The organism is Streptomyces sp. NBC_00647, from assembly GCF_045207245.1.
In the GTDB taxonomy this organism is placed as follows: domain Bacteria; phylum Actinomycetota; class Actinomycetes; order Streptomycetales; family Streptomycetaceae; genus Streptomyces.
On sequence record NZ_CP109040.1, the window covers coordinates 217315 to 243138 of the forward strand.

25 protein-coding genes and 6 pseudogenes are annotated in these 25824 nt (G+C 67.8%); 10 read left to right on the forward strand and 21 right to left on the reverse strand.

Translation table 11 applies throughout. The features are described from left to right. Positions 1-136: 136 nt before the first annotated feature. From OG788_RS01010 to OG788_RS01020, 3 genes and pseudogenes are all read left to right on the forward strand, one after another. Positions 137-268 (forward strand): annotated as a pseudogene (locus OG788_RS01010) (chloramphenicol phosphotransferase); the annotation flags it as partial. Positions 269-604: 336 nt separating this feature from the next. After that, positions 605-781, forward strand: a complete 177-nt coding sequence (locus OG788_RS01015; RefSeq protein ID WP_406377031.1) for a hypothetical protein — start codon at positions 605-607, stop codon at positions 779-781. A gap of 79 nt (positions 782-860) precedes the next feature. Next, on the forward strand, positions 861-1256 hold the full coding sequence (locus tag OG788_RS01020) for a PPOX class F420-dependent oxidoreductase (RefSeq protein ID WP_406368485.1): 396 nt from the start codon (positions 861-863) through the stop codon (positions 1254-1256). Positions 1257-1426: 170 nt separating this feature from the next. On the opposite strand, the gene OG788_RS01025 is transcribed toward OG788_RS01020, so the two are convergent. From OG788_RS01025 to OG788_RS01035, 3 genes and pseudogenes are all read right to left on the reverse strand, one after another. Next, the gene (locus OG788_RS01025; protein ID WP_406368486.1) at positions 1427-2239 is read right to left on the reverse strand and encodes a MarR family winged helix-turn-helix transcriptional regulator; all 813 of its coding nucleotides are present in this window, start codon (positions 2237-2239) and stop codon (positions 1427-1429) included. Positions 2240-2411: 172 nt separating this feature from the next. Beyond that, the gene (locus OG788_RS01030; protein WP_406368488.1) at positions 2412-2750 is read right to left on the reverse strand and encodes a MerR family transcriptional regulator; all 339 of its coding nucleotides are present in this window, start codon (positions 2748-2750) and stop codon (positions 2412-2414) included. Between the two features lie 758 nt (positions 2751-3508). Next, a pseudogene (locus OG788_RS01035) lies at positions 3509-4329 on the reverse strand (hemolysin III family protein); the annotation flags it as partial. 455 nt (positions 4330-4784) lie between these two features. Here OG788_RS01035 and OG788_RS01040 point away from each other — a divergent pair. Further along, positions 4785-5110: pseudogene (locus OG788_RS01040) on the forward strand (integrase core domain-containing protein); the annotation flags it as partial. Here OG788_RS01040 and OG788_RS01045 read toward each other — a convergent pair. Further along, positions 5107-5658 carry a hypothetical protein gene (locus tag OG788_RS01045; RefSeq protein WP_406368489.1) on the reverse strand — a complete coding sequence of 184 codons (552 nt, stop codon included), beginning with the start codon at positions 5656-5658 and terminating at the stop codon, positions 5107-5109. The pseudogene OG788_RS01040 and the gene OG788_RS01045 overlap by 4 nt on opposite strands. A gap of 95 nt (positions 5659-5753) precedes the next feature. Between OG788_RS01045 and OG788_RS01050 the strand changes: the two genes are divergently transcribed. Next, positions 5754-6266 carry a PadR family transcriptional regulator gene (locus OG788_RS01050; RefSeq protein ID WP_406368491.1) on the forward strand — a complete coding sequence of 171 codons (513 nt, stop codon included), beginning with the start codon at positions 5754-5756 and terminating at the stop codon, positions 6264-6266. 590 nt (positions 6267-6856) lie between these two features. Here OG788_RS01050 and OG788_RS01055 read toward each other — a convergent pair. The 17 genes and pseudogenes from OG788_RS01055 to OG788_RS01135 all read right to left on the reverse strand — a co-directional run. Further along, positions 6857-7423, reverse strand: coding sequence for a DJ-1/PfpI family protein (locus OG788_RS01055; RefSeq protein ID WP_406368492.1), 567 nt, complete (start codon positions 7421-7423; stop codon positions 6857-6859). Between the two features lie 418 nt (positions 7424-7841). Beyond that, a complete protein-coding gene (locus OG788_RS01060) occupies positions 7842-8408 on the reverse strand; it encodes a Dps family protein (RefSeq protein WP_406368494.1) in 567 nt (188 codons plus the stop codon). A 132-nt stretch (positions 8409-8540) separates the two neighbouring features. Beyond that, positions 8541-9311 carry a glycosyltransferase gene (locus tag OG788_RS01065; protein ID WP_406368496.1) on the reverse strand — a complete coding sequence of 257 codons (771 nt, stop codon included), beginning with the start codon at positions 9309-9311 and terminating at the stop codon, positions 8541-8543. Beyond that, complete coding sequence (locus OG788_RS01070) at positions 9308-9922, reverse strand: SAM-dependent methyltransferase (protein WP_406368497.1); 615 nt, start codon at positions 9920-9922, stop codon at positions 9308-9310. The genes OG788_RS01065 and OG788_RS01070 overlap by 4 nt, the downstream gene beginning before the upstream one ends. After that, positions 9919-10692, reverse strand: coding sequence for a PIG-L deacetylase family protein (locus OG788_RS01075; RefSeq protein WP_406368499.1), 774 nt, complete (start codon positions 10690-10692; stop codon positions 9919-9921). Before OG788_RS01075 ends, OG788_RS01070 begins: the two co-directional genes overlap by 4 nt. Next, positions 10689-11681, reverse strand: a complete 993-nt coding sequence (locus OG788_RS01080) for an acyl-CoA dehydrogenase (RefSeq protein WP_406368500.1) — start codon at positions 11679-11681, stop codon at positions 10689-10691. The genes OG788_RS01075 and OG788_RS01080 overlap by 4 nt, the downstream gene beginning before the upstream one ends. Positions 11682-12123: 442 nt before the next feature. Continuing rightward, positions 12124-13335: an RNA-guided endonuclease InsQ/TnpB family protein gene (locus OG788_RS01085; protein WP_406368502.1), complete on the reverse strand. Its 1212-nt coding sequence runs from the start codon at positions 13333-13335 to the stop codon at positions 12124-12126. Next, positions 13319-13777, reverse strand: a complete 459-nt coding sequence (gene tnpA / locus OG788_RS01090) for an IS200/IS605 family transposase (protein ID WP_406368503.1) — start codon at positions 13775-13777, stop codon at positions 13319-13321. Before tnpA ends, OG788_RS01085 begins: the two co-directional genes overlap by 17 nt. Positions 13778-14433: 656 nt before the next feature. Beyond that, positions 14434-14838 carry a hypothetical protein gene (locus OG788_RS01095; RefSeq protein WP_406368505.1) on the reverse strand — a complete coding sequence of 135 codons (405 nt, stop codon included), beginning with the start codon at positions 14836-14838 and terminating at the stop codon, positions 14434-14436. A 418-nt stretch (positions 14839-15256) separates the two neighbouring features. Next, positions 15257-15730 carry a hemerythrin domain-containing protein gene (locus OG788_RS01100; protein ID WP_406368506.1) on the reverse strand — a complete coding sequence of 158 codons (474 nt, stop codon included), beginning with the start codon at positions 15728-15730 and terminating at the stop codon, positions 15257-15259. A gap of 324 nt (positions 15731-16054) precedes the next feature. Continuing rightward, on the reverse strand, positions 16055-16309 hold the full coding sequence (locus OG788_RS01105) for a DUF6479 family protein (RefSeq protein WP_406368507.1): 255 nt from the start codon (positions 16307-16309) through the stop codon (positions 16055-16057). A gap of 364 nt (positions 16310-16673) precedes the next feature. Further along, a pseudogene (locus tag OG788_RS01110) lies at positions 16674-17770 on the reverse strand (SRPBCC family protein). A 6-nt stretch (positions 17771-17776) separates the two neighbouring features. Beyond that, a complete protein-coding gene (locus tag OG788_RS01115; protein WP_406368508.1) occupies positions 17777-18547 on the reverse strand; it encodes a histone protein in 771 nt (256 codons plus the stop codon). A 348-nt stretch (positions 18548-18895) separates the two neighbouring features. Next, positions 18896-19162 carry a hypothetical protein gene (locus tag OG788_RS01120; protein WP_406368510.1) on the reverse strand — a complete coding sequence of 89 codons (267 nt, stop codon included), beginning with the start codon at positions 19160-19162 and terminating at the stop codon, positions 18896-18898. Between the two features lie 515 nt (positions 19163-19677). Next, a complete protein-coding gene (locus OG788_RS01125; RefSeq protein WP_406368512.1) occupies positions 19678-19941 on the reverse strand; it encodes a hypothetical protein in 264 nt (87 codons plus the stop codon). Positions 19942-19951: 10 nt separating this feature from the next. Next, the gene (locus tag OG788_RS01130) at positions 19952-20356 is read right to left on the reverse strand and encodes a DUF5133 domain-containing protein (RefSeq protein ID WP_406368514.1); all 405 of its coding nucleotides are present in this window, start codon (positions 20354-20356) and stop codon (positions 19952-19954) included. Between the two features lie 78 nt (positions 20357-20434). Beyond that, a pseudogene (locus tag OG788_RS01135) lies at positions 20435-20872 on the reverse strand (sigma-70 family RNA polymerase sigma factor); the annotation flags it as partial. A 315-nt stretch (positions 20873-21187) separates the two neighbouring features. Between OG788_RS01135 and OG788_RS01140 the strand changes: the two are divergent. From OG788_RS01140 to OG788_RS01160, 5 genes and pseudogenes are all read left to right on the forward strand, one after another. Beyond that, positions 21188-22243, forward strand: coding sequence for a YihY/virulence factor BrkB family protein (locus OG788_RS01140; protein ID WP_406368516.1), 1056 nt, complete (start codon positions 21188-21190; stop codon positions 22241-22243). Positions 22244-22294: 51 nt separating this feature from the next. After that, a complete protein-coding gene (locus OG788_RS01145; RefSeq protein WP_406368517.1) occupies positions 22295-22840 on the forward strand; it encodes a phosphatase PAP2 family protein in 546 nt (181 codons plus the stop codon). Positions 22841-23046: 206 nt separating this feature from the next. Beyond that, the gene (locus OG788_RS01150; protein ID WP_406368519.1) at positions 23047-23433 is read left to right on the forward strand and encodes a phage holin family protein; all 387 of its coding nucleotides are present in this window, start codon (positions 23047-23049) and stop codon (positions 23431-23433) included. Beyond that, complete coding sequence (locus OG788_RS01155) at positions 23430-23882, forward strand: DUF3618 domain-containing protein (protein WP_406368520.1); 453 nt, start codon at positions 23430-23432, stop codon at positions 23880-23882. The genes OG788_RS01150 and OG788_RS01155 overlap by 4 nt, the downstream gene beginning before the upstream one ends. Before the next feature lie 81 nt (positions 23883-23963). Continuing rightward, a pseudogene (locus OG788_RS01160) lies at positions 23964-24232 on the forward strand (DUF4235 domain-containing protein). Positions 24233-25824 lie beyond the last annotated feature (1592 nt).

The following is a 25824-nucleotide window of genomic DNA, read 5'->3' on the forward strand; positions in this document are numbered from 1 at the left end:
GTGCCGACAGCGCATGGGACAACTTCATCCGGTCGGTCGATCGCCGAGGCCGGGAAGGCCGGGAGTCCGCACACAGTGAGCCACCGGGGCAACCGACCCGGCGGACCGAACTCACAGCAGCGTTGACGGAAGAGCCGTGGGTGAACTGGGGGTGCTGTGGGTCGGCGTCAGGTGTGACGCCGCGGCGGCTGCAGGCCGTGAGACCGCACGAGGCGATCGGACCATCGCGATGGCCGCGTCCCAGGCGGACGTGGTCCACCAGGGCGTGACCTGCAAGTCGCCGCCTCCCTGGGCTGCTTCGCGATGCCCCGCCCGTACACTCCGGCGGGCCCCGACGACAGCGCGCCCCGCCCGTAGTGGCCCGGCTGCGGCGACGTCGGTATCAGCGCGTGCACGATCGCTCCGGGATCAGGCCGTGCACGAGGACGCACGAGCCGTCGAAACGGCCCGGCGAATCATCGTCGCTGGGCTGCCACGTCGCCCATTCGTTCTCCAGGTCTACGAACGCCCCGCGCGGCCGTACCCGGTCCTCGACCATCTGTTGAGCGATCGGCTCCGCGTGCAGCGACTTGCCCTGCTGGGCGTTGATCGGTCGATGCCCGGCATGAACGCACCCTTGGGGATGCGGCCCTCGTCCTGCTACGCCTTCCACGCCGCACCGATGGCCAACAGGCGCATGACGCGGCCGTGCTTCCTCTCGACGGAGATGCCCCCGGCCCTCGTCGCCCAGGCGAGGAGGCAGGCCCGCCTGGACCACTCCGCCGACGGCCTCGGGCGGTGAGCGCGGCGGGAAGGAATCAGCCCTCGCATCTGTTCTGCGCAAGCAGTGAACTCACGCATGCCAACAGGAAGGTGAGACCGTGTCAGTGACGTTCAACGAGGAGACGCGCAAGCTGCTGGACGGCAGGAACTTCGCCACCGTCGCGACACTGAACCCGGACGGCGGGCCGCAGACCTCGGTGGTCTGGATCGCACGGGACGGAGACGAGGTGCTGTTCTCCACCACGGCCGGGCGCCAGAAAGCACGCAACCTCGCCCGGGACCCACGCGTCAGCCTCACCGTCTTCGACACCGAGAACCCGTACCGGTCCGTAGACATCCGCGGCACCGCCGAACTGATCGAGGACCCGGACAAGTCGCTGCCTCGCGAGCTCTCGCAGAAGTACCTCGGCGAGGACCCACCGACCGAGCCGGAAGAGGTGCTCCGGCTCATCGTCCGGGTGACGCCGCGGAAGACCACCGGGTTCTCCGTCTGAACCCGGCAACCGCCTGCGTCACGAACGGGCCCGGCACAGTCACCGTCCACGCCGCACTCCCGCAAGTGCATCAACATCGCTAGGGTCGTCCCATGGGGAAGCCGGTGCTGCGAGCGAGGACCTGGAGCGGAGACTCTTGGGAAGATCCTTCCGAGGAAGCACTGTTCGATCTACTGAGCGAGATGAATCTGCGCCACCGCTTCGTGATCGTTGACCGGCTGAACGCGGAACCTGCGGGCCAGCACTACATGCAAGTCCGTCTCAACGACGACATGAGCTGTCAGGTCGAATTCCGGGAAGGCGGACCGGACTTTCACTTCCAGGCGCGGGTGGACGGACCCTTCGATCTGCACGGCCACGAAATCGTGGCCCGTGTGCTCCAGAACTGGGCCTTCAGGCGTCCAGGGTGGCGCGATTCCCTGCCGTGGGTTGCGTGGCCCACCTAGGCTCCCGTCCGGACAGGGGACGTCCTCTCCGCCATGTGGCAGGACCAGCGCGTGCTGCAGTGCGGCAAGGCCTCCGGCCAGTGCGGCACGCTGCTGGCCGGGCATGCTGCGGAGCGCGTGGAGGAGAAGCTGGTCGCGCCGCTCGCGGACCCGGGCCAGGTGTATACGGCCGGCGGGCGTCAGACCCAGCATGACTTCGCGGCGGCTGTCGGGGCACGGTCGGCGTTCCACGAAGCCAAGAGCCTGGAGACGGTCGACCAGACGGGAGACCGACGGCGGCGATGCACCCAGGCGCCGGGTGAGCGCCCGCATGGGGAACCCGTTCTCGCGGTCGACGAGGTACATCACGCGCAACTGGGAGACAGAAACGTAAGGAGGCGGGCCCTCGTTGCGGTCCTGCTCCCACAGGACGTCGAGGAGTTCAGCGAGCCTGCCGGCCTGGCGGGCCACGGCGAGGACGGATTCGAAGCCGGGGCCTTTCCACTCGGTCATGCCTTTCCCATCCACGGGGCCCGGTTCCTGATCCGGGTCGCCCACGCGCGGTGGAACCTGGCCGCGGTCGATCCAGCCCCACGGGGCTCCGGGCGCGTGGTCAGCAAAATTCCGTCTTCTCTCATGACTGCCCATCGGGCTCGGTCCAAGCGTCGGTGTATCTGCCGAGCCCGAGCTGAGACCGGACCGCGAGCCCGAGGTGCCGGTCCAAGCCGTCTTAGACAGCAGCTGTCGGGTCTGCCGTTCCGGTCTCGCGGCGGTATGAGGCGTTCAGTTGCTGGGCTTCTTCGAGTTGGTCTTCGAGGATGACGATGCGGCAGGCGGCCTCGACGGGGGTGCCCTGGTCGACGAGTTCGCGGGCGCGGGCGGCGATGCGCAGCTGGTAGCGGGAGTAGCGGCGGTGTCCGCCCGCGGAACGGAGTGGGGTGATGAGGCGGGCTTCGCCGATGGCGCGGAGGAAGCCCTGGGTGGTGCCGAGGAGTTCGGCGGCCCGGCCCATGGTGTAGGCGGGGTAGTCGTCGTCGTCGAGCCGACCGTACGAGTCGTCTGCTGTCATTGCACCTCTCTCGTGGAACGCGTGGAGGGGCCCTGGCGCCATTGGCGCCAGGGCCCCGAAGGAACTGCTACACCATCTGCCGGCCCTGGTACTTGGCCGGCCTTCAGTTTCCGCAGACCCGACCGAGATGCTGTCGGGGGTGCGGGGATCGCGGTTGCTCGACCGGAGACCACCTCACTATCGATGTCCTGCGGTACCCGGGCTCAGCCATTCCGCCCGGGCGATCCTGATGGCGCGAGATTCCTCCGTTCTTTCCCTCTGGGATCAATCAACTGCTGGTACTGCTCTACTGCGTACTGCTGGTGATGCGAACCGCTCAGTGGCCTCTCCCAGCGCCACTCTTCGGCAGCCAGCCCCGTCGCCCGTCCTGCGACTACTGCTCCGGCTTAGAACCCCACTGCCGAACCTCCCGGTGCGCGCGCCCGCAGCCGACGCCTTCACCGAGGTACCACTCACAAACTTCACTGCTGGATACCGCGAACTGCACCTACAGGTACTTCAACTGCGGTCCTACTCACGGCGGCCCCTGATCACTGCGGGCCACCCGGTCCGGTCGTCAGCCCCGTCGCCGTCCTACGACAACTCTGGCTTCGGAACTCCACCACCGCACCGCCCTACCAACTGCAACTACCTGTACCGCCGCCCGGCAGTCCGTGTCTGCCGGGCCCTGCTGATCTCTGACTACGAGAGAAACCATAGCCAGACGATCTCCCAATGTCTACTCCAGCCAGAACAGATTTTTTGCAAGCGCTGGGGTCAGTAGACGCCAGGGAGATGGCAAGGTAGTGCGCGGCGAAGGCTGCCACGGTCAGGGCGTGGAACACCTCGTGGAAGCCGAACCAGCGGGGCGAGGGGTCGGGGCGCTTAAGGGCGTAGACGACTCCGCCCGCGCTGTAGAGAAGCCCGCCGGCCACGACCAGGACGAGTACGGCCACTCCGCCGGTGTGCAGGAAGTCGGGCAGGTACCGCACCGGTGCCCACCCCAGGGCCACGGGGTGTACAGCCAACGCGGAGCCCCGACCCAGAAGACCCGGAAGGCAATGCCGGCCAGGGCTCCCGCCCACACGATCCACAGCAGTACGGCCCGCCGGTCCGGCGGGAGGAGATCCACCGCGAGGGGCGTGCAGGTGCCGGCGATGATGAGGAAGATGTTGGCGTGGTCGAGACGCCGCAGGATCGCCTCGCCGCGCGGCCCCCAGGTGCCGCGGTGGTAGACGGCGCTCGTTGCGAACAGCAGCCAGGCGGTGACCGAGTACACGGCGCACGCCACGGTCGCCTTTGGGGTGCGGGCCAGACAGATGAGCACGATGCCTGCGATGAGTGAGGCGGGGACCATTCCTGCGTGCAGCCAGCCACGCAGCCTCGGCTTGATCGGTTCGGCCAGGTCGGACGCACGCTCCACCAGAGCGGCAACCGGGTTGGCGCTCTCCCGTGCATCGTCATCTTGTGATCCGACAGGCGGCTCGCCCTCGCGGTATTCGCCACGCGCAAGGGTGACAGGTATGCATTCAGCCTCAGTGGTGTCGCGGGACACACCTTCTCGTGCTCGCTCGGGCTCCTGGGCATCACCGGTGATCATGCGGGCCATGGTAAGAGCCTCACCATGCGGGACCGACCACCTACATGCCAGCGACCGCTGCTCCCGGACTGCCGCCGACCAGGAGTTCCGTTTCTGCCGCAGAAGAGAGTCGTTTCCCATAGAGATCGCGTGCAGGTGCCCACCCGATGCGCGACCGCTGAGAGCCCGCTTTCCACTGCCGGTCAAGGGCTTTCAGCCTCAGCCCGGTCCCGCACCACGCATTCGGGGTCGGGCCACCTACTGCACCGGCGGCGCCGGAAGAACATCTCGCGCAGCGCCGGTATCCCTCCCCCACAACCGGATACCAGCGCAGGCCGGTGCGGCAGGCCGGACAGTGCCGGCCGTCCTCCGGCGGGCAGCTCAGGGCCCCGAGCATGTCGGCAATCGGGAACTTCGGCTGCGCACACCGTCGCCCAACACGATGAGCGGACAACCGCCTTCTGGGACCGGGCCCAGCCCAGGTCGGGATCACCGTCCAGCGGGTGCTGACCGACAACGGCTCCTACTACCGCTCACGCGACTGGCGCGATGCCCTCGCCGCAGCCGGGATCACCCACAAGCGAACCCGCCCTACCGGCCGTAAACGCACGGGAAGGTCGAGCGCTTCAACCGCATCCTGCTGGACGAGTGGGCCTACGCCCGCCCCTACCGCACCGAGACCGAACGACGCGACGCCTACCCGCAGTGGCTGCAGACCTACAATCACCACCGCGGACACACCGCGCTGAAAGGCCAACCACCCGCCGGCCGCGTCCCCAACCTCACAGGGCAATACAACTAGCCCCTCGCCTTGGCCTGGGCGGCGGCGACGTAGCGCACGGTGAACAGGACGGGGACGACGAAGCCGAGCACCTGGACGAGTGTCGCCGTCGTGGAGTGGCCCTGGTCGGCGTGGGCGAGGACCGCGAGGGCGCCGGCCGTGACGGCGAAAGCGGCGGTCCATACGGTGGTGATGACCACGTTGACCCGGATGAAGGGCTTGAGACTCCAGACCTCGGGTGGCGTGGTCCGCTTGGCGATACCCAGCGTGAACGGCTTGCCCATCAGCAGCGAGGCCCCGGCGATGAGAGCCAGGGTGGCCGAGGAGAACACCGCCGAGTAGGCGTGGGCGGCCGAATGGGGGTCTGCGAAGGCGACGACCGCCAGGACCGCGAAGAAGACGGCCGAGCCGGTTTCCATGATCAGCGCGTCGAAGCCGACTCCTGCGCGCCGCTGCTGGGCGATCACCGCCACCGCCACCAGCAGAGCGGCGAGCGCCCCCCACTGCCACTGGGCTGAGGGGACCACCGCGAAGACGATCCATGGGAGGAAGGTGCGTACGTACGACATTGAAGGCCCCCGGAATTGCTGACATTCCTATTCTGACACGTCAAACTTAGAAGTTCCAGCATCGACATGTCAATAGTGGAAGGTAAGCTGACGACATGAGCCTTCGACACGCCCTCCTCGGACTCCTGTCAGAGCACCCCGCCAGCGGCTACGACCTGCTGAAGCGCTTCGAGACCTCTTTGGCCAACGTCTGGCCCGCCACGCAGAGCCAGATGTACACGGAGTTGTCCAAGCTCGCCGACAACGGCCTCATCAGCGTCTCGGCCCAGGGCCCGCGCGGCCGTAAGGAGTACACCCTCACCGACGAGGGCCTGGCGGAACTGCGCCACTGGCTGACGGAGATCAAGCCCCAACGCCACACCCGCAGCGACATCCTGCTTCGGGTCTTCTTCCTCAACGTGATCACACCCGACCAAGCACGGAGCTACCTCACCGAGCTCATGGAGCTCTCGGAGCAGGAGCACGAGGCCTTGCATCAACTGGCCGACTCCATCGACTGGGGCGACGACCCGCTGTCGGTGAACGGCAAGATCGCCCTGGAGTACGGCCTCCGCTTCAACGCAATGCGCCGCGAGTGGGCCGCGTGGGCGGCCGACCAGATTCGCTAGGGCGTCCCACTCGACACAGAACCCCGTGGGCGCGGCCTCGCCCCCATGGCCCGCGGGACGAGCGGCAGGCGCTCGGCCACCGTCCCGGCCGGCAGGGCCAGCGGCGGCGGGCTTCCAAGGCGGCCAAGCACACATTGGTCGCGATCCCGTAGAGCCAGGTCCGCGATGAGCCGCGGGGCCGGTCGTGACCTCCCGCGCACGCCAAGCTCGCAGGTAGGTCTCCCGGGCGTGAACGCCGATCCTCCACCGTGACGCTCCCCCAGCCGGTTCCCTCGCCCGTGTGCCGATGGCCCCTGTCGCAGAGGTGTCAGACGGGCGGAGCAGCAGCACACCGGAGCGAGGCCATCGCCGCCCTACAGCACACACTGTTCAACCAGTCCAGGCCCACATGGCCCGAGAGGACCCCTCGCCCGCCACCCGACAGCGAGACCCGGCCCAGTCCACCTAGAAGTCGGACACCCGCGCGCGACACCGATGGCATCGCAACGTGCTCAAGAGCGGGCCAGTACGTGTGGGCGAGTGTCCCGGCACGCTCCACACGCGCACCGCGCTCGCCCCCGAAGGGAGGGCCTGCGCACAACGCGCGATCCTCAGGAGCCGACCAGGGCCTCGCTGACGGCGTTAAGGAAATCGTCGAGATCCTTCGGCGTCCGGGACGTGACCAGGGTGTAGCCGTTTGCGCTGTCGCTGACGACAGGTTCGTCGACCCAGTCCTTGGCACCTGCGTTGCGGGCATCGGTGCGCACTGAAGGATAGGAGGTCAGGGTCTTGTCCCGCAGGACATCGGCTTCCACCAGGGCCCAGGGTCCGTGGCAGATCGCTGCGATCGGGCGACCCGACGCCGCGAACGCCCGGATCGTTTCAAGGGCCTTGGGTTGCAGGCGGAGTTGGTCGGCGTTGATCGTGCCGCCGGGGATCAGCAGCAGTTGGTGCGCGCCCGGATCCACTGTCTCGAGCGTGGTGGTGGGCTCCACCGCCTCGCCGGGGTCCCGGTCGCCCACCAGCGTCTGGATGGGCTCGGGAGTCACGGCGGCGATGGTGACGTCCGCGCCGTCATCCCCTAGCCGGCGGACCGGCACGAGCAACTCGTCCTGCTCGACTCCGTAGTTGGTCACGAGTACCAGGACACGGTGCCCGTTGAACGGCTTGTCGGACATGGTGATGCGCCTTCCTCGTACCGGGTGGGGCATATCGCAGTCGCGCTCCGGATCCCGCTCAGGTGATCCGGCCGCAACCGTTCACGCCGCCTCTGCTGTCGATGTCACCGGGTTCCTCCGAGGATGCCTCGGCCTTCAGCCGGGGAGGAATCGGATTCCTGCGGAGCAGGGCTGGAAACGACGGGATTTCGCCCCCAGGGCGAAACGCCGTCGGGGTACGCTGCACGCCGTGCGGTGCAAGAACCAAGCCCGCACACCGTGCTGATCGAGAACCAAGACAGCACATGCACTTCCACGCTTTGCTGTATCAAACCGGGCTGGTTTCAACCCGGCTGGTGTTGATCGCGGAAGACCTGTCGGGTCGCTGACCCGTAGGCAGCGTGAGCCAGGAATCCCCCTGCTTCAGCTGGGGGAGGATTCAATGCTCCATGGCCTGCTGGGCGGCTTCCGTCTCGGTAGTGGCACCGGCCGTGGTGAGCGTGCCGCCTGCGGTCTCCAGATGCGCCCGGACGAACCACTGGAACTGCTCCAGGTCGCGCAGTTGCTCGATCAGCAGGTCCTCGGTGACCGGGTCGATCTCCCCCACTGTCTTGACCGCGGCGCGCAGGTCCTCGATCAGTCCGGTGTAGACGAGGTCGAGTGCGCCGAGGTGGGCGATGGCGTCGGCGCGGCCGACGCTGTAGTCCTTCCAGGTGCGCTCTTCGACCAGCACGCCCGGGGTGCCGTGGGCGATGCCCCCCAGTGCGGCGAGGCGTTCGGCGACGTCGTCTGCCATGGCGCGAACACGGTCGACCTGTGGGTCGAGCATTTCGTGCACGGCGATGAAGTGCGGGCCGACCACGTTCCAGTGGATGTGCTTGAGCGTGAGGTGGAGATCGTTGAGGGCATGCAGGCGCTGCTGGAGCACCTCGATGAGCGAGCCGGCGTCCTGCACGGTGAGGCCCGGGACGGTGTAGCGGGGGGCGGGGGTGACCTCGGAAGGCATAGCCTTGTCTCCTGTTCTCGTACGGTTTGCCCACTCCCGGTACCCGTGATCGAAGGACACAACCACCGCAGCCTCATCCGGACCAGGCAGCCCTCCCGCCTCGCCGGGCTGCGCGTCTTTGGGTACCTGGTGTCAGGCCGGGTTCACCGGGTCCAGCCGTTCAGGGCCGCGGTGACGGACGGAATCGAGGCCGTGCGGTGCGGGATGCAGGGAGGCGAGGAGATCCGCGAGCCCGCCGGGAGCCCGCCCGCACAGGCGGGCCGCAGTGTGCACGGCATGCCGGTCGGTACGGGCGATCCGGTAGCCCGCCGCGAACAGCCGGACCGCGAGGTCGCGGTCTTCGCCGGTAGGCAGGGGTGCGAAGCCGCCCACCCGCAGGTAGGCGGCGGCGGACACGCCCAGGTTCGCTCCGTGGACGTGCGGGTGCTCCCACATCGCCTCCGTCTCCTTGAACGGACGGGTGCGGAAGTAGTCGGCGTCGTGACAGGCCACATGAGGGGCGCCGGCCGTGATGGGGGCGAGGCGGATGGTGCCCAGAACGGCGTCGTAGCCCCGCCGCGCCCAGGCGACCTGGTGGGTGAGCCACGGGGCCGGCACGGTGGTGTCGGCGTCGGTCATGGCCAGCCATACGTCCGGGCCGGCATCTGCCAGCAGCTTCAGGGCGTGGTCGATGCCGGCCGCCCGTGCGGCTCCGACATTGCGGTTCGGGGTATTGACGACGTGGGCTCCGCCGCGGGCGGCCAGAGTCGCTGTGGCGTCCGTGCAGGCATCCGCCGCCACCACGATCACGACGGGCATCGGCGCCACGTGCTCTACGGCCCCGTGCACGCTGCGCATACAGGCATGTATGCGGTGTTCCTCGTTGTGTGCCGGGATGACGACAGCGAGGGCCGCGGGGGTCACGCCAGACCTTCCGCGCGGGCCGGGGAGAGCGCCTGGCCCGGACCTGGCCGGTGTTCGTGGACGGTGAGGGTGAAGTCCGGATCGTCGTAGCGGGCGAGGTGGCTCAGGCTCGTCAGGGTGTCCAGGCGGTCGGCGATGTCGCGGCCTGTGCAGGTGTGCTCGGCCACCGGGTGGTTCCAGTGCACCGTGACCAGGTGACCGCCCTCCCCCAGGCTCTTCGCACTCCGTTCGAGCAGCCGTGTACGGGTGCGGGGATCGAAGTAGTAGAGGAGTTCCGACAGCACGATCAGATCGAAGGAATCCTGGGGCCACTGCTCTGGCACGGTCATCCGTCTCACGGTGACGTGGTCCAAGGCGGAGGTGCGTCGAGTCGTGGCTTCGACGGCCGCGGCGATGCGGTCGGTGGAGAGCAGCTGATCGCATCGGGCGGCCAGGAGTTCGGTCAGTACGCCCACCGAGCAGCCCGGCTCGAAGGCCCGCAGGTAGCGGGGGCGGGGCAGGGCCGCCATGGTGAGGTTGTACTTGCGGCGGTCGTACCACCGCTCCCCGAGATGCCACGGGTCGACGGCGCGGGCGTACTGGTCGTCGAAGTAGCGGGCGGGGGTGTTCAACGCAGCACCGTCTCGAAGGTGCGGGTGTGGTGGGCGATCTCCTGCGCCGGCAACACCGGCCCGACGCCGCAGCCGCGGGGCTCCAGTTGGCTGGTGAACCGTGACAGCGCTGCCTTCTTACGGTCGGCCGCCGTTTGGGCCAGAGGAAGAACACAGGCCCGGTTCCACGGCACACGGTCGTCGTACGGACGAGCCCAGTGCCACATCCACACGGGGTAGAACCACACCGGCGTGGAGCGGTCGTGGCCTGCACGTTCGGCGGCTCGACCGGCGGCCTCGTGGTCACTGTGCAGGTCACCCACCCACGGCGCCACACACACCGCAGCCCCGACGGCGTCCAGCACCTCGCCGATCACGGCTTGCGCCCGGGTCTCGTGCTCGTCGAGGCCGGTGTCGGGCAGAGCTGCATGCACAGGGGCAGGCAGGTCCCCGAGCTCGCCCAGCGCTGCGGCCAGTTCGCCGCGGCGGCGGGCGGCCAACTGTTCCCGGGCCGACGGCGACGCAGGGCCGTGGGATGCTTCCCCGTCGCTCAGGCACACCGTGTGGACCGCCACAGCGGCGTCGAGGAGGGTGGCCATCGCACCGCCGAATCCCAGAACCTCGTCGTCCGGGTGAGCCGCCACGACGACAACGGGACCTGGCGGAAGCACCAGGTGGGGCAGATGGTCCGGCAGTCGTGCCGCCTGCCACTCCGCCTCGTCGGTGCCCGGCGAGTCAATCGCCGCAGCGGCGGCCGCTCTCGCAGCGTCAGCGGTCTTCGACGGGCTCATCGTGTCGCCTCCGCCGGGTCCGCCGTCACCAGGCGGCCGAGTTCGGCCAGGTCCGCCTCCGCGTGGTGCTGGCGCAGGTAGACCGTCAGGTCCGCCACCGCGCGAGCGTGCCGTTCGTCGTGGCACAAAGGCCCGGCGCCCGTGGCACGCCCCACGTGGTCCAGTACCTCGGTGCACATCTTTTCGACGAGGGCCCGCACGCGCAGACTGCGCACCCGCGCTTCGTCGCGTGCGTCGAGAGGATCGGCGTCGATGTCCTCACCCGCTTGCCGCAGCATTGTGTCGGCCGTGTGCAGCAGCACATCCACCGCTCCGAGATGGGCGGCCGCGTGCGCGTTCAACCGTCCTCGCTCGTACAGCGGCGCAGCGACGGCGTGGGCACCGCCCAGCCAGCAGGCCGCCACACCGATACCCCCGTGCTGGAAACCGGGCCGCTCCAGATAGCCCTCCACCCCACCGACGGCCTTCGCGGGCACATCCGTGAAGGACATCTCCAGGCTGTCGCTCCCGGCCATACCGATCGCCGGCCACGTCCCTTCCACCGGCTCCGCGCCCGGCTGGTCCAGCGCGACGGCGAACAGACGGTAGCCGTCCTCGGCGTCCGCGCCCACCAGAGCGTGGGTGCAGGCGTGGGCCCCGGAGCAGTAGGGCTTCACGCCGCTGAGCGTCCACCCCCGATCGGTGCGCGTCGCATGCGTGCCGGGACCCGGCGGGCGCGCGGCCCACACCCCCCACCGCTCCCCTTCGCCGGGCAGGCGGTGGTCCAGTTCATGCAGGATCGCCGCAGCGTCCAGGTGCCCCTCGGCGAGCCGTGCAAGCGACAGGTCCCGCCGCCCCAGGGCCATGAGGACGGCGAAGCGGCGGGCCGTCGAGCGGCCCGGCAGCGGCACGCCCGGGGCCTCGCGCTCGACGAAGCCGGCGAACAGATCCGCCGTGCGCAGTTGCGGGGTGCGCAGGTGCTCAGGCAACTCGGGGGGCGTGACAATCACGCGGACCTCCTGCATACATCGTCGAAGAGCATCAGCAGGCGTCTGGGTATCCGTAGGTTCCTGCTCAAAACACGCAGCACAGCTGGTCCAGGAGCTGACGGCATACGGTTCGGACCTGGCTGCGCAGGTCCTGCCCCCGGCAAGTAGCCCACACGTCCCTTGGGCTGCAAGGCACCGGGGAAAGCTGGATCAGGGGGGCGGGGCGCGCTCCGTCCAGCCCAGCATCCGACAGCACGCGGGCCGCCGCCACTTCCGGGGGCACGCCCGTCAGCGCCGTTGGCACCGATGCGCAGGGGTGCCCGGCGCGCGGCGCACGGTCGCCACTCGAAGCCGATTACCTCACTACTGGACTCGCTAAAATCTATGTTGACCAGAGTAGACAAGAGATCGCCTGGATGTGACTCCTCCCCCGGATAAATCCGGGGGCTTCTCCTGTCGGTGGCTAGGCCACGTCGGGAAGGACCAGCCCGGCCCTGATAGCAACGTTCAGCGCACCGACTTGATCGGCGTTGGCGGTGTGCCCGCACTTCACGCACTCGAACTTCTCCTGTGTGACGCGGTTCTGGCCGGACACGTGCCCGCATGCGGGGCAGGTGCGGGAGGTGTTGCGGGGGTCCACGGGGATCAGTCGACGACCGGCGCTTTCAGCCTTGTGCGCGAGGATGCCCAGGAACACCCCCCAACCCGCGTCGTGGATGCTCCTGTTCAGCCCGGCCTTCGCCGCGGCGCCGTTCGGGAGGAACGTGCCGGGGTTTCGGGGGTCGGGCTCGGGCTTGGGTGCGCGGACCATGTTCGCGATGCTGAGGCGTTCGTGGGCGATCGTGTCGTAGGTGCGGACCAGTGCGAGCGCGGTCTTGTGTGCGTGGTCAGCGCGCTGCCGTTTGACCTTGCGGTGCAGTTGGGCGACTTTCTCCACGGCCCGGCGGTGCCTGGCCGTGCGGTTGTCCCGCTTCGTTCGCGGGAACGTCTTGAGGGTGCGCTGGGCGTTGGCCAGGGCTGCGGCGTTGCGCTTGCCGTGGCGGGGGTTGGCGATGTGCTCGCCCTGGGACGTGGTGAGGAAGTGGGCGACGCCCATGTCGATGCCGGTCACCGTGCCCGTGGCCGGGAGGGGTTCGGCGGGGACCTCGTCGCAGGCCAGGACTATGTACCACTGCCGACCCTCGCGCTTGACGCCAACGGTCTTGACCCGGCCCCTGACCGCTCGGTGCTGGTGCACGCGGATGTGCCCGACACCCTGCAGCCGGACGCGGGTGACCGGGTCGTGGGGGGTGGAGTCCCAGCGGCACCCGTCGCCGTCCTTCGGGAACTGAACGGTGTCGAACCAGTTCACGCCCCGGAAGCGGGGGTAGCCCGGCTTCTCGCCGGCCTTGACGCGGCGAAAGAACGCCTGCATCGCCCTGTCCAGACGGCGCAGCGTGGCCTGCTGGGAGGAGAAAGACCAGCGTCCCTGACGCTCAAGGTCGAACGCCCGGATGTCCTTCAGCTGGGCAGACTGATCGCCGTACTTGATGCCCGTCTTCGAGACGTGCCGATAGGCGTCACGGCGCTCCTGCAGCGCCCCGTTGTAAAGCGAGCAGTGATCCCGCAGCATCTCGCCCAGCGCCTGCTCCTGGCGCACAGTGGGCCGGAGGAGGAATTTATACGCGCGGTGCACTGCCGCCCTCCTCCTGTTCCTTCTGCTTTTTGGTCCAGGGGCGTTCCCACTGGGTGTCGATGTACTTCTCCACCGTGTCCGCGCTGACCGCGCCGACCAAGGCGACGAAGAACGACGAAGACCACAGGGTCGGCATCTGCGACTTCAAGTGCGGAAACTCGTCCCGCAGCACACGGGAAGTGAACCCCTTGAACTGGTTCGCCACGTACGACGCGAACGCCTTCGGCTCGTGCATGACGAACAGGTGCACGTGATCGGGCATCACCTCCAGGGCGATGATCTCCCAGCCCTTCTCCACCGCCTTCGCTTCGATCAGCTCACGCAGTCGGACCGCGACCCGGCCGCCGAGAACCCGACGGCGGTACTTCGGGCACCACACCACGTGCAGCCCCAAGTCGTACACGCCGCCGGAATACCGACGAACCTTCCGCGTCACGGTCATGCCAGCCATTACACAGGCGCCACGCATCCAGCTGAGGCCAACAGTGCAGATCCGTGCGCACAGTTGAGGTCAGAGCAGCCTTGAGAAGCGATTCCCCCCACGCCTAAAGGCGCGGGTCCCCTCGCTAGCTGTCGGATGGCGTCGGCTGCGGGCGCGCGTGCCGGGACGTTCGGCAGTGGGGTTCCGAGCCAGAGCAGACGCATGACGGGCGACGGGGCTGGCTGCCGAAGAGTGGCGCTGTCGCAGGCCACCGAGCAGTTCGCATCACAGCAGTACGCAGTCCGCTTGGTAAGTGATTGATCCCAGAGGGAAAGAACGGAGGAATCTCGCGCCATCAGGATCGCCCGGGCGGAATGGCTGAGCCCGGGTACCGCAGGACATCGATAGTGAGGTGGTCTCCGGTCGAGCAACCGCGATCCCCGCACCCCCGACAGCATCTCGGTCGGGTCTGCGGAAACTGAAGGCCGGCCAAGTACCAGGGCCGGCAGATGGTGTAGCAGTTCCTTCGGGGCCCTGGCGCCAATGGCGCCAGGGCCCCTCCACGCGTTCCACGAGAGAGGTGCAATGACCCTGGCCGCCGCCCTCGACCGCCCGCTGCCCGACCGGGTCCATCAGGTACGCCGAGCGGTCCTCGCCCGGGCATACCGCCCGCGGCATCAGCCGGCCTGGGAAACGAGGCGGCTGTAGTCCAGGTCCGCCACATCAGTGGCCCGTACGGACACCAGGCTGCCGCCCAGCCTGTCCAGCAGAGCTGCATGGGCATAACCGTAGGCCGCCTCGTGCTGCGGAACGGCCGCTCCAGGCAGCCAGGAAATCAGCACAGTCCTGTTCTGGCGCGTTCCGTCCGCCGTCGCAAAGGCCAGGTCGTAGACGGCAAGCCGGGGTTCGTCGGCGGGCAGAATCAGCAAGAACTCGTCGTGTGTCAGATTGCCTTGGCACTCGACGAGGCAGCTATCCAGACTGTCACTGAGCCGATAGATCACCGTGTTGACTTCCCGCTTCCCCCTCAGCTCCCAAAATGCGCTGACACAGCTCTCGTCCACGGTGATATCGCTGTTCACAAGGCTCCCGCCGGTTCAGATGTGAAGAGGCGCCGACCATGCGGCGGAAGGACGGCACACGGCCCGGTACACCTCCCCCGAGGTACCGGGCCGTACCTCGTCGCCACGGGGGCGCGGATGGGTCTGTCTGTCCCCTTGGGGACAAGGTGCAGTGTCTGTCCGCGGCCGACGTCGTTCCCCTGGAGATCGCGTACAAGGAACCCGAACCCGGATGCGCGACTGCTGAGTACCTGACCTCCCGCTGCCCGGTCAAAGCGCTCTGGCGGGGCCGCGCTACTTCGATACCGCGCGTCCAGGCTGAGGGGCGGGTGGTGAGGCATGGCGCGGACGCCACGACCACAGGCGGCCGCATCGACCGAATACCGCACCCGTCCCACGCAACGACACGGCAATACAGGCCGGCAGCGGGCGGGGCCCGCTACTGGTCGGCGCTGGGGACGGCCAGGGGGTCGCCCGGGGCCCTCTGCTTCGCCTTCTCCATCTGCTCGCCGAGTTCGGTGAGGCGGTTGCGGCCCATGGCCTTGCGGACGTCAGGAAACCACTCCTTTTCCTCTTCCTCGACATGGTGACGCACGTTCTCGATGAGGACCGTCATCTTGGCGTCGAACCGCTCATCGGTGGGATCGAGGTCCTTGAGTTCGGAAAGCATCCACAGCACGACATGGTGCTCCTCGACGCTCTCCAGGACGTGGTCTTTGGTGTCCGGTGCGGCTTCCCGAGCAGCCGGATAGAAGATCTTCTCCTCGATCCAGGTGTGGTTGGTGAGTTCCTCGATCACCTGGTCGGCGATCTTCCGCTTTTCGACGTGGGAGTCCTCGCCGGCCTTCTCGAACTGCTTGAACAGCTTCTCCACCGTCTTGTGGTCTTCCTTGAGCAGTACGATCCCGTCCACCACGTTCTCCTTCGTGTACCTCACCAGGCGGAGCGGCTGTCACCCCGACGCCGTGTACCCGAAGCGGCGGCGGGGACACCGCGCGGCAAAGGTGATGGCCCCAAAAGGCGTACCCCCTACGCCGAACGCGCGAACGCTACGCCTCAGCGTCGCCCCCATTACCGTCTTCGTAGCCCCGCAACGGGATTACCGGGCGAGCACCGCACCCAGGCTCCCCCGACGCAGAGCGGACTCGCCTCTTTGCGATGCTCCGCGACGGCATTTCCGCCCACCCACCAACGCCGATCACCCCTTGCTCAAAGCCATTGCCGCAGAAAGGAGCGGTCAGCGGTGGGGGTGACCCTGCTCGGGGTCGTCGTCAGGAGTACTCCATCCTGCACCGCGCCGTGCAGGGTCGGCCAAGTCCCGGCGTGCCTGTACGGCCCCAGGCGCGGAGGTGGATATCTTGCGCCGGGCGGCGCGCCTGCTGCCGACGACGAACGCCGCCACCAGGACGGCGACTACAGCCACGCCCGCCACTGCCAGCCACAGGGCGCCGACCGAGGAAACGGCCAATATCGTGTGCGCTTCGTCAATCATGAGGGCCGTATACCCCAAATCAACACAAACTTACCCACTACCACCCGGCAGCCTGATCAACGCCGTAGCCAGCAGGGTGTACCTGACGCCTGACCAGGCATGGAGCGTCCTGGAGGCGGTGCGCCAGCGGGCATCGCCGGGTCTGGCATCGCAAACTGAGCCCTACACCCAGCCGCGCGACACCCGGAAATAGGACGAGGACCGCAGCACAGGGCGCTTCGTACGTGTGGGACGGTCACCTGCGGACACCCGCAGGTGAGACTGGTAACGGGGCGACGATTGCTGCCGAGAGGGCGTTCGAGGGTATCGGCGAGGTTGGTGGTCTAAGGGCCGGAGGCGGGTAGGACCTCGGCGGAAGTCGGCGTCAGTCACGGCGTCGCCTCTGTCCTCTCCTCTTCCGGGGAGTGTCCTCCTCGTCCTCCGTATCCTCTTCGCCCTCCGCTCCTTCCTCGTCCTCATCCTCGTGTGCGTCTTCCGCCCCCTCTTCGCCCTCCGGTCCCTCCTCGTCCTGGTATGCGTCCTCCGCCGCTTCTTCGTCCTCGCCCTCGTCCTCGTATGCGGACTCGGCGCCTTCCTCCGCATCGCCTTCGCCCTCACCCTCGGGCTCTTCGCCCTCGGATTCCTCCTGCTCGGCCTCTTCCTCTTCTACGGCGTCCTCGTGGGACACGACGACTTCGCCGTCCCGGATTTCGCCGCGCCACCCCTCGGGTTCTTCATTGGTAAGGGTGACGTATCGCTGGAAGTTCTTGAAGTCCAGTCGCATACGGCGCCCTTGCGCCCGCCAGAGGTTGCCCGTCTTCTCGAAGAAGCCGGACGGGTAGTACTCCACCACCAGGACGACTCGCGTCAGGGTGGGCGCCAGCTCATGGAAACTGACCGCGCCGCGGGTGGTGCCCTTGGCTCCTTCAGAGGTCCACACGATGCGGTCGTCAGGAATCTGCTCCTGGACAGTCGCCTTGAAGCTGCGCGACGAAGGGCCGACTTTGACCTTCCAGTCGCTCCCGACCTCATCGGCCTTCGAGACGTCGCGAACACCCTTGGCAAAGCTGCTGAACTTGTCGTACTGCGTCCAGTAGTCGTACGCATCCCGCAAAGGCACTCCCACATCGAGAACCTCGATGATGTTCATGACCTTGCCGCCACTGGCCTTCCGTTTCCCCTTCCCTTCCCTCCACCGAAGACCCCTTTGGCCTTCTCCACGACGTTGTCCTTGACACCCTTGGCCTTCTCCGACACGAACGCCTTCACCGGCGAGTCGCCTTGGAGGATGCGGGAGCCGATCGCGGGAAGGGAGCCGCTCTCGGCCGCATCACTGAGCTGCCCGGTGACGTCCGTCAGTTTGTCGCCGGCCTTCTCGGCAAGATTCTCCACCTGCGCGGACAAGAACTTGGTCGCTTCTTCGCGAAGCCGGTCCATACCCGACGCCTGCTCCGCTGGTTGGTCTTGTTCCGTCTTGGTCATGGCGGCCTACCTCCGACGATCGGCGCGCTTGGACGCTGCCCGCTTCGATGACGTCGTCTTCCTGGCCGCGGACTTCTTGGCCGGAGCGGTCTTCTTCGCCGCCGTCTTCCTGCTGGGCGCGGTCTTCTTCGCCGGCGCAGTCTTCTTGGCCGCCCGAGACTTCTCGCTGCCTGCGGCAGCAGCCTTCTCACGTGCCGCTGATGCGGGTGCCTTGCGGGACCGATCCGCTCCCGAACCGCGGCGCCTCCGCGGCGTCGCTTCCGGTTCTTCTTCCTCTGGTTCTTCTTCCTCCTCTTCCTCGTATTCGCCTTCCGGCTCTTCCTCTTCCTCGGCCTGGTCGTCTTCGTACTCCGCCTCAGGCTCTTCCTCTTCCTCCGGCTCTTCCTCTTCTTCCTCTTCCTCGTACTCCGCGTCCTTGTCTTCCGGCGCGTGCTCCTCCTCGTCCCCCTCCCCCTCATCCGCCTTCTCCAAGAGTCGGGCGGTACGGTCGCTGAGGGTGCCGGCGAGCGTGCTCATGCCCTGGTCGGCGGCGGCGGTCATCGCCTTGCGGCCCGCCTCCAGCACTTCCCCGCGCAACTGCTTCTGCAACTCGGCGACCTGCGGAACCTCGCCCAACCTGCGCATCCCTTCGGCGGCAAGCTGACGAGGTTCGAGACCGAATCGCCGACCCGCCAGATACGTCGCAATGGACAGGGCCAACCGGCCCTTCTTGGTGCGGCCCAGCACATAGCCGCCCACTACAGCGGCCGCGAGAACCACCTTTTCCTTGTCATCCATGACTGCGTCACCTTCGATCGCTCGGGGCGCGGAACAGGCCCGTGCGACATGCAGCCGATCGAGCACCCGTTCCTCTTCTCGTTCGAACTCCTCCAAGCTCCTCCAAGCTGATGTCTCCGTCTTCGAGTTCCTGGTTCAGCAGAGCCAGACGGGCCTACAGCACTCCCCGGTCGTGCAGCTGCGTCCTGCGTTCGGCACACATCACTGCACGGGACGGGGCCGTTCGAGACGGACTCAACTCCGATCAGCACGTAAAGAGGTCCGCTCGCAGGCAATGCGCATGCTGCATTCCTGCGTGTGTGTTCTGGCGGAACGCCGTTTGCCGGGGCGTGGTGAGGCCCCCGTGAGTCAGTTGACGCTCTGGTGCGCCAGCAGTTCGCTGGCGATGGCGTCGTCTTGCTGCTCGTACTGAGAGAGGGCCAGACCAAGGCCAAAGAAGGTGGGGGCCCATTCGCCGATGTAGATTCCCCAGCGGTCGGCCCGGGCGATGTCGACGCCGGGTTCTATCTTCAAGGAGCCAGCCCAGGCGACGACGGTGAGGCCTATGGATGCCATGGCGGCCAGGTATGCGTGTTCGCTACGGATACCCATGTCATGCATCTTCTTGATGATCACGATGTGCTCCGTTCACTAGTCCTCTCGACGGACTACCCGGACCACCACGCCCTATTCGCGAAATTAGTCAGACATGCCCTATTGTGCGTAGATCATAGGCTGGCACTCTGCAAGTTCGTTGCGACGCCCTCACGCCCCGCCCTCTCTGGTCCGGAGCCATCTCGTCTCGAGTTCTCGTGCGGGGCGAGAGCTCAGGAGACCACTCAGCCCGCGTCTCCCAGAGGCCCTTCGGGGCATGGCCCGATACAGACGCGGAAGGCCTACAGGTCCGAGGCCGGAAGGTGGCCCAGTCTGAGATCAGCCGGGCTCTCAGTAACTCGCGCGCTCATTTTGCGCGGGATGGTTGACGGATCGAGGACGCAACGGTGCAGTCTGGTGGCACCGTCACCAGGGCCTTGCAGGCAGCGAGCCGGCGATCGTCAATGCGCGTGGTCCGGCATGAGTGTTGAGGCCTGCCGAGAGTGCGGGCCAAGGCCGTTCTGCACCCCTGCCGTTGGCCCCTACGCCGCGCTCCGTCACCGTGGATCAGGTTGCCGTTGAACGCCGCCTGCCCAGGGGTCCGACGCTCCCGGGGACCAGACTTCCGGTCCTCCTCCGTGCCACTCGATCACCGGCAGTTCGGCCACGTCGACCTCGTCCAGGCCCTCCCAGCCCGCCCGTTGCAGCAGCTCGGTCAGTGCACGCAGACTGCGGACCGTGCCTGCAGGCCTTCCATCCACCCACACCGGACGGCCGACACGTCGTGTGGGCGGGTAGACGATCACGGAACGCTCGCTCATGTCCAACACCTCACCCTCCGCCGCCATGCCCCGCGCTCGCAGCAGGCGACGCCACGGGCCGGTGCCCGGGACGCGGAGAGACGTCGCGGCGGGCGGTGGGCTCGCCGGCGGAGTCGTGGTGGAAGACGGGCGCTGCGATGGCTGAGGACTTGGGAGATGCGGCGGCCGCCCGGCGTCCGGGTCCGGACCTCATGGCCGCGGGGTGGGCGGCGGATGCGACGGCTGTCTCGGCCAGGTAGGAGCGGGCGGTGTCGAGGGCGTCAGCGATCTCGCGGGTTCCGGTGGACACGCACAGGGTGTAGGCGAGGTCGCGCAGGCGCTGGCTCGGGGGCGTTCCGCCGGGCGTTTCCTCGGCGAGGAGCGACTCATATTCCGCGACGAGCCGGCGCACAGCGGCGGGGAGGGGCATCAGCATCGGTGCAACTCCTTGGGGCTGAGGCTTCTGGCCTTACGTGAACTGTCATGACAGCGTGTGCGGAACGTGAGGAAGCGGGTCGCGGCGCGCGAGACGTACCTGGTTGCGCCACTCCTGTACCCGGCGGGGCACCCGCACGGCCCACATCCGGTCGCGGAAGTGCCGTTTCACCTCGCCGGTGATGGTCGGTACCGCGTAGGCCTCGAAGGCCCCCCGGCTGGGGTCGAACCGGTCGATGGCCTTGACCAGCCCGAGGGCCGCCACCTGGCGCAGATCTTCGATGTCTTCGCCGCGGTCGCGGAAGCGGCCCGCGATCCGGTGCGCCATGGGCAGCCACAGGGCCACCAGCTTCTCGCGCACGGCGTCCCGTTCCGGCCCCTCGCCTAGGTCCACCAGCCGTGTGAAGAGCGCAGCAGCGTCGGCAGGAGCATCGTCATGGGTGCGGCGCACGGCGGCAGGAGAGGCTGCGGGGGTACCGCCGCCGCGCGAAGGGCCTGCGGTGACCTCAGTGAGCATGGGGGATCGCTCCTGAAAGCCGGGTTCAGGCGGGGCCGGGACCAGGTACCGAGCACGGCCTGAACAGTGCCTGTCATGGATCGCCGCGCGAGAGAGCTGCCTGACCACCGAAGGAACCGCAGCGGGCAGGAGGATTCGAAATCCCCGCAGGGCGTGCGCCTTCGGTCCGAAGCACGAATTCCCGTGTTCCCCCCGGCCGCAACCGTAAACGGCACCTGCCCCTTCCGCGCGGCAAATGACGACCTGGGTTTCTCCCCGGCCTGAAGGCCGGGGTATCCACGGAGGAGTTCCGATGAGCCGGGGTACTCGGCGCGCATGGCGAAATTCAGTCTTTCAGGTCGAAAAGAACAAAACGGTGTCGACGACGTGCCGACGCCCGAGGAGGCCGGACCCGGGCCCGAGGTGGAGGAGCGGGCGCCGGACACGCCGACGCAGCTGCCAAGGCGGGCGTGGCGGAAGGTGTTCACCGGGAGCCTGCGGGAGTTCAAGAAGGACGAGCTGGCCGACCGGGCGGCGGCGCTGACGTACTACGGGGTGCTCGCGCTGTTCCCGGCCCTGCTGGTCCTGGTTTCCCTGCTGGGCATCACCGGAAAGTCGACTGCGGACAAGGTGCTGGACAATCTCAAGCAGCTCACTCCCGGCTCGGCCCGTGACATCCTCACCGGCGCGGTGGAGCAGCTGCAGGGCAACACTGGCCTCGGCTCACTCGTGGCGATCATCGCCCTGGTGGTGGCGGTGTGGTCCGCCTCGGGCTATGTAGCAGCGTTCATCCGTGCCGCCAATGCCATCTACGACATGCCGGAGGGCCGGCCGGTGTGGAAGATCCTGCCGGTGCGTGTCGGTGTGACGGTCGTCCTGATGATTTTGGCGGTGGTCAGTGCGCTGATCGTGGTCTTCACCGGCGGCATCGCCCGCCAGGTGGGCACGGCGCTGGGGGTCGGGGACACAGCGCTGACGGTGTGGTCGATCGCCAAGTGGCCGGTCCTGGTCGTGCTGGTCACGGTGATGATCGCGATCCTGTACTGGGCGTGCCCGAACGCGAAGGTGAAGGGCTTCAAGTGGATCACTCCGGGCAGTTTCCTGGCTCTGGTGATCTGGATGATCGCCTCCGCCGGATTCGCGTTCTACGTGGCCAACTTCGCCTCGTACAACAAAACCTACGGCACGATGGCCGGCGTCATCGTCTTCCTGGTGTGGCTGTGGATCAGCAACCTGGCCATCCTCCTCGGCCTGGAGTTCGACGCCGAGGCGGTACGCCAGCGAGCCATCGCCGGGGGGCTCCCGCCCGAGACCGAGCCCTACACCCAGCCCCGCGACACCCGGAAATGGGACGAGGAAGACCTACGCCGCCTCGACGAAGGTGAAGAATGACCACCAGTGCTGGGCGGGTATATATCGGATCGTCAGGGACATCCGCAGCTCATGAGACTGATAGCGGAGTTGGGTGAAGCGGATCGGCATCTGACGCAGCGGGCCGCCTCCCGCATTCCACCTGCCATCGGCCGGCTGCTGTCGGCGGTCGAGGAGGCGGCGGAGAGCAGCAAGCTGTGGTGCGGCGCGGCGGCAGTGATGAGCGCGTTCGGCGGACGGCGCGGGCGAACGGCCGCAGTCTCGGGGCTTGCGGCGCTCGCCCTGGCGCAGTTGGTGTCCGACGGCATGGGCAAACAGCTGGTCGACCGGCCCCGGCCGCCCAAGGAGTGGATTGAGCACGATGAGGTGGAGGACCGGCCCGACTCCTCTTCCTTCCCCTCGGGCCACACCGCGGCCGCCGTGGCCTTCACCGCCACCGTTGCCCCCACGTGGCCGCTGGCCGGTGCCCTCTGCTCGGTGCCGACTGCGCTGCTGGCTATCGAGCGGGTGCAGTCGGGTGCCCACTACCCCACGGATGTCGCCGCGGGCGCCCTGATCGGCCTGGGCAGCGCCTGGCTCACCCGGCATCTCCCGCTTCTGCTGCGGCAGTGGCTGTAGCAGCCACGTACCACCCCGCAGCGCATCCCCTGTTCGCAGCAGATCGTTTTTCTCCTGAACTCGACGGTTCGGGGTACTCGCGCACCCATTGGACGGCCGGGACCCAGTGAGCACGGTCCGGCCGACAGGAACGAAAGAGAGCGGGAGGTCATCGCGTGTCGAGTACACAACCGCAAGACACCGGCTCGGGCCGGTTTACGAACGGCGTGGGGCACGAGCCGGTGGGCGAGCTGGTGCAGCAGGCCTCGCAGCAGCTGACCGAACTGGTGCGCGGCGAGATGAAGCTGGCGCAGGCGGAGATGCAGGAGAAGGGCAAGCGTTACGGCAAGAGCGGGGGGCTGTTCGGCGGTGCCTCGCTGGCCGGCTTCCTGATGCTGCAGGCACTGGTGGCCACCGTCATCGCAGCCCTGGCCCTGCTGCTGCCGGTGTGGGCCGCGGCTCTCATCGTCACCGCCGTTCTCGGTGTGATAGCCGCCGTCCTGGCCTTGAGCGGGAAGAAGCAGATCGGCAAGGCCGCCCCGCCGACACCCCAGAGCACGATCGAGAACGTCAAGGCCGACGTGGCCGAGATCAAGAGGAGCGCACACCGATGACCCACACGCCCGCCGACCAGCCGAGCGCCCCCAACCCCGAACAGCTCCGCGAACAGATCGAGCAGACCCGCCACGACCTCGGGCAGACCGTCCAGGCCCTCGCGGACAAAACCGACGTCAAGGCCCGCACCCAGCACAAGGCCGGCGAGCTCAAAGAGCAGGCCGTCGTCAAGGCCGACGAGCTCAAGGCTCAAACCGCGAAGGCCACCTCCCAGGTTCAGGACAAGCTGCCCGACCCGGTCAAGGACAAAGCCGCCCAGGCGGCCGGGCAGGTCCGCGCGACGGCAGCCCAGGCCGGACGGATGTGGGAGAAGAAGGCACCCGCACCTCTGCGGCAGAAGGCGGCCCAGTCTGCGCAGCTGGCACGGGGCCACCGCACCGTGCTGCTGGTCGCCGCCGCGGGCGTCACCGTGCTGTGGCTGACCAGCCACCGCCGCAAGAAGGGCTGAGCATCCCAGCCCGCTCCCCTGCTCCGCAGGAGTCCGTTTCCTCCCCGGCCTGAAGGCCGGGGTATCCACGGAGGAGTTCCAATGAAGGCCTCGAAGATCGCCTACAAACCGGTCGGGCTCGCCCTGGCGGAGCCGTCAGCGGCATGATCGCCGGGGCCGCCTTCAAACAGGCGTGGAAGGTGCTCAGCCACGACAAAGACGCCCCCGACGCCACCGACGAGGACCGCGCCTGGAGTGAGGTGCTCCTGGCCGCCACCCTCCAGGGCGCCATCTTCGCGGCGGTCAAAGCCGCCGTCGACCGTGCCGGCGCCGCCACCACGCGCAGCCTGACCGGAACCTGGCCAGGCTGACAAGGCAACGTGGGGGGACGGCGGGACGCGGAGTCCCGGCCCCCACGCCAGCCCCTACTTACGACACGACGCCGTCTTCCCGACCGGCAGCAGGAAGGGAGAGGCCTCCCAGCGGACCGGCATCAGAACCGATCACACTGTGGGACCCGGATGCCCCAGCAGTACGCCCCGCCCCACGCAAGGAGAGCCACCACACAAGCCGCAAAGAACAAGAGGTCCCGCAATGGCGAAGACAGCGAAGCAGCCCCCACAGGGGCCAGGGCCGCGCAAATCCGAGGGAGAGCGTCAGCTGCGCTGGGGCCCGTCCGTGAACGACGAGTCACAACAGCCCAACCCCAGCGCCCACCGCTCCTTCCACCCCGACACATACGCCCCGGAGCCCGACGAGCCCCGCAAGGCGCCTACGAAGGAAGAGAAAGAAGCATCGGGAGCGGGCACGCCCTCAGACAGCCTGACCGCGCGTGCCGAAGACCGGGGAAAGTCCCAGGGCATGCACGACACCGGGCACCACGGATCGTCCCGCCGCCCCAGCGGCAAAAAGGATGCCACCGCCTACACCGGCGTCAACCCTGATGATTCATCTGCCGGGGACGGAAGCCGCTGAGGGGATGTGAACGCCCGCCAGCTGAGCCGTCAACTACCAGCAGGGGCAGTGACATCAGGTCGGCCGTGGGGGCAGTTCCCGCCCGCAGTCGCCTTGGGAACGCGCATCCGGCACAGCAGAGCGCGGGTGAGGCGAGTATCCAGCGTGGTGCGCCAGGTGACGTCGGGATACTGGGACCGCAGATGTGACAGTGCCCTGGTGCCCAGACCGCAGTCGCGGAACGGTTCGTCCAGGACGACGTCGGTGATCACGCCCTCGGCGCACGTGTCGCACGCTCGATAGGTCACCCGTCCGATCACCCTGCGGATGTGCACCAGCAGGAGACACTCCTCACCCGCACCCTCCGGAGACGAAGACAGCAGCAGGTCGACACCGCGGTAGGCCAGCAGCCTGCGATGCCACCGGCCCCGACGCCGTCCGGTGCGCCGGTGCCTCCCCTCGGCCGGCCGTGGTGCGGGGCTTGCCCAAAGCCCGGTTCGAACAAGGGCGTCGCTCCTGGCATACGTCTGATTTGCCTGCATAGCCATCGCGAGTGCCCCCTCACCACCGACGCATGTCACCCCGCCGTAGAACATCACTTCACGCGGGCATGACACCCGGAACGGGAGAGCGAGAGACACCCCGCCATTCGCATGGACTGTCCGAATGCGGGTAGCCGCGGCGTCTCCCAGATGCACGTCTCCCGCCTCCTCAACCGCACCCTCACCAAAACTCCGCGAGGGCATGCTCACCACCCGCTGAACCCAGCTCTCCGCACGGAACGGCGGCGATGGTGGCGACCAAGAGCCGACCTTCCCCAGGTCGCAAGGGCCGCCGAGGGCGCTCTCCGCGGCCCTCGGCGCTGAATACTGCTTGGGCGCTTCTGGTCAACGCCCGCAAAGCTCCCTGTAGGCCCGATCAGCCCTTCCACCGAGCCGCGCCCGAACGTCACTGGCATGTTCACCGGCCGCCCCAACATCAACCCGGCCCTCGGTATCTTGTTCCGCAG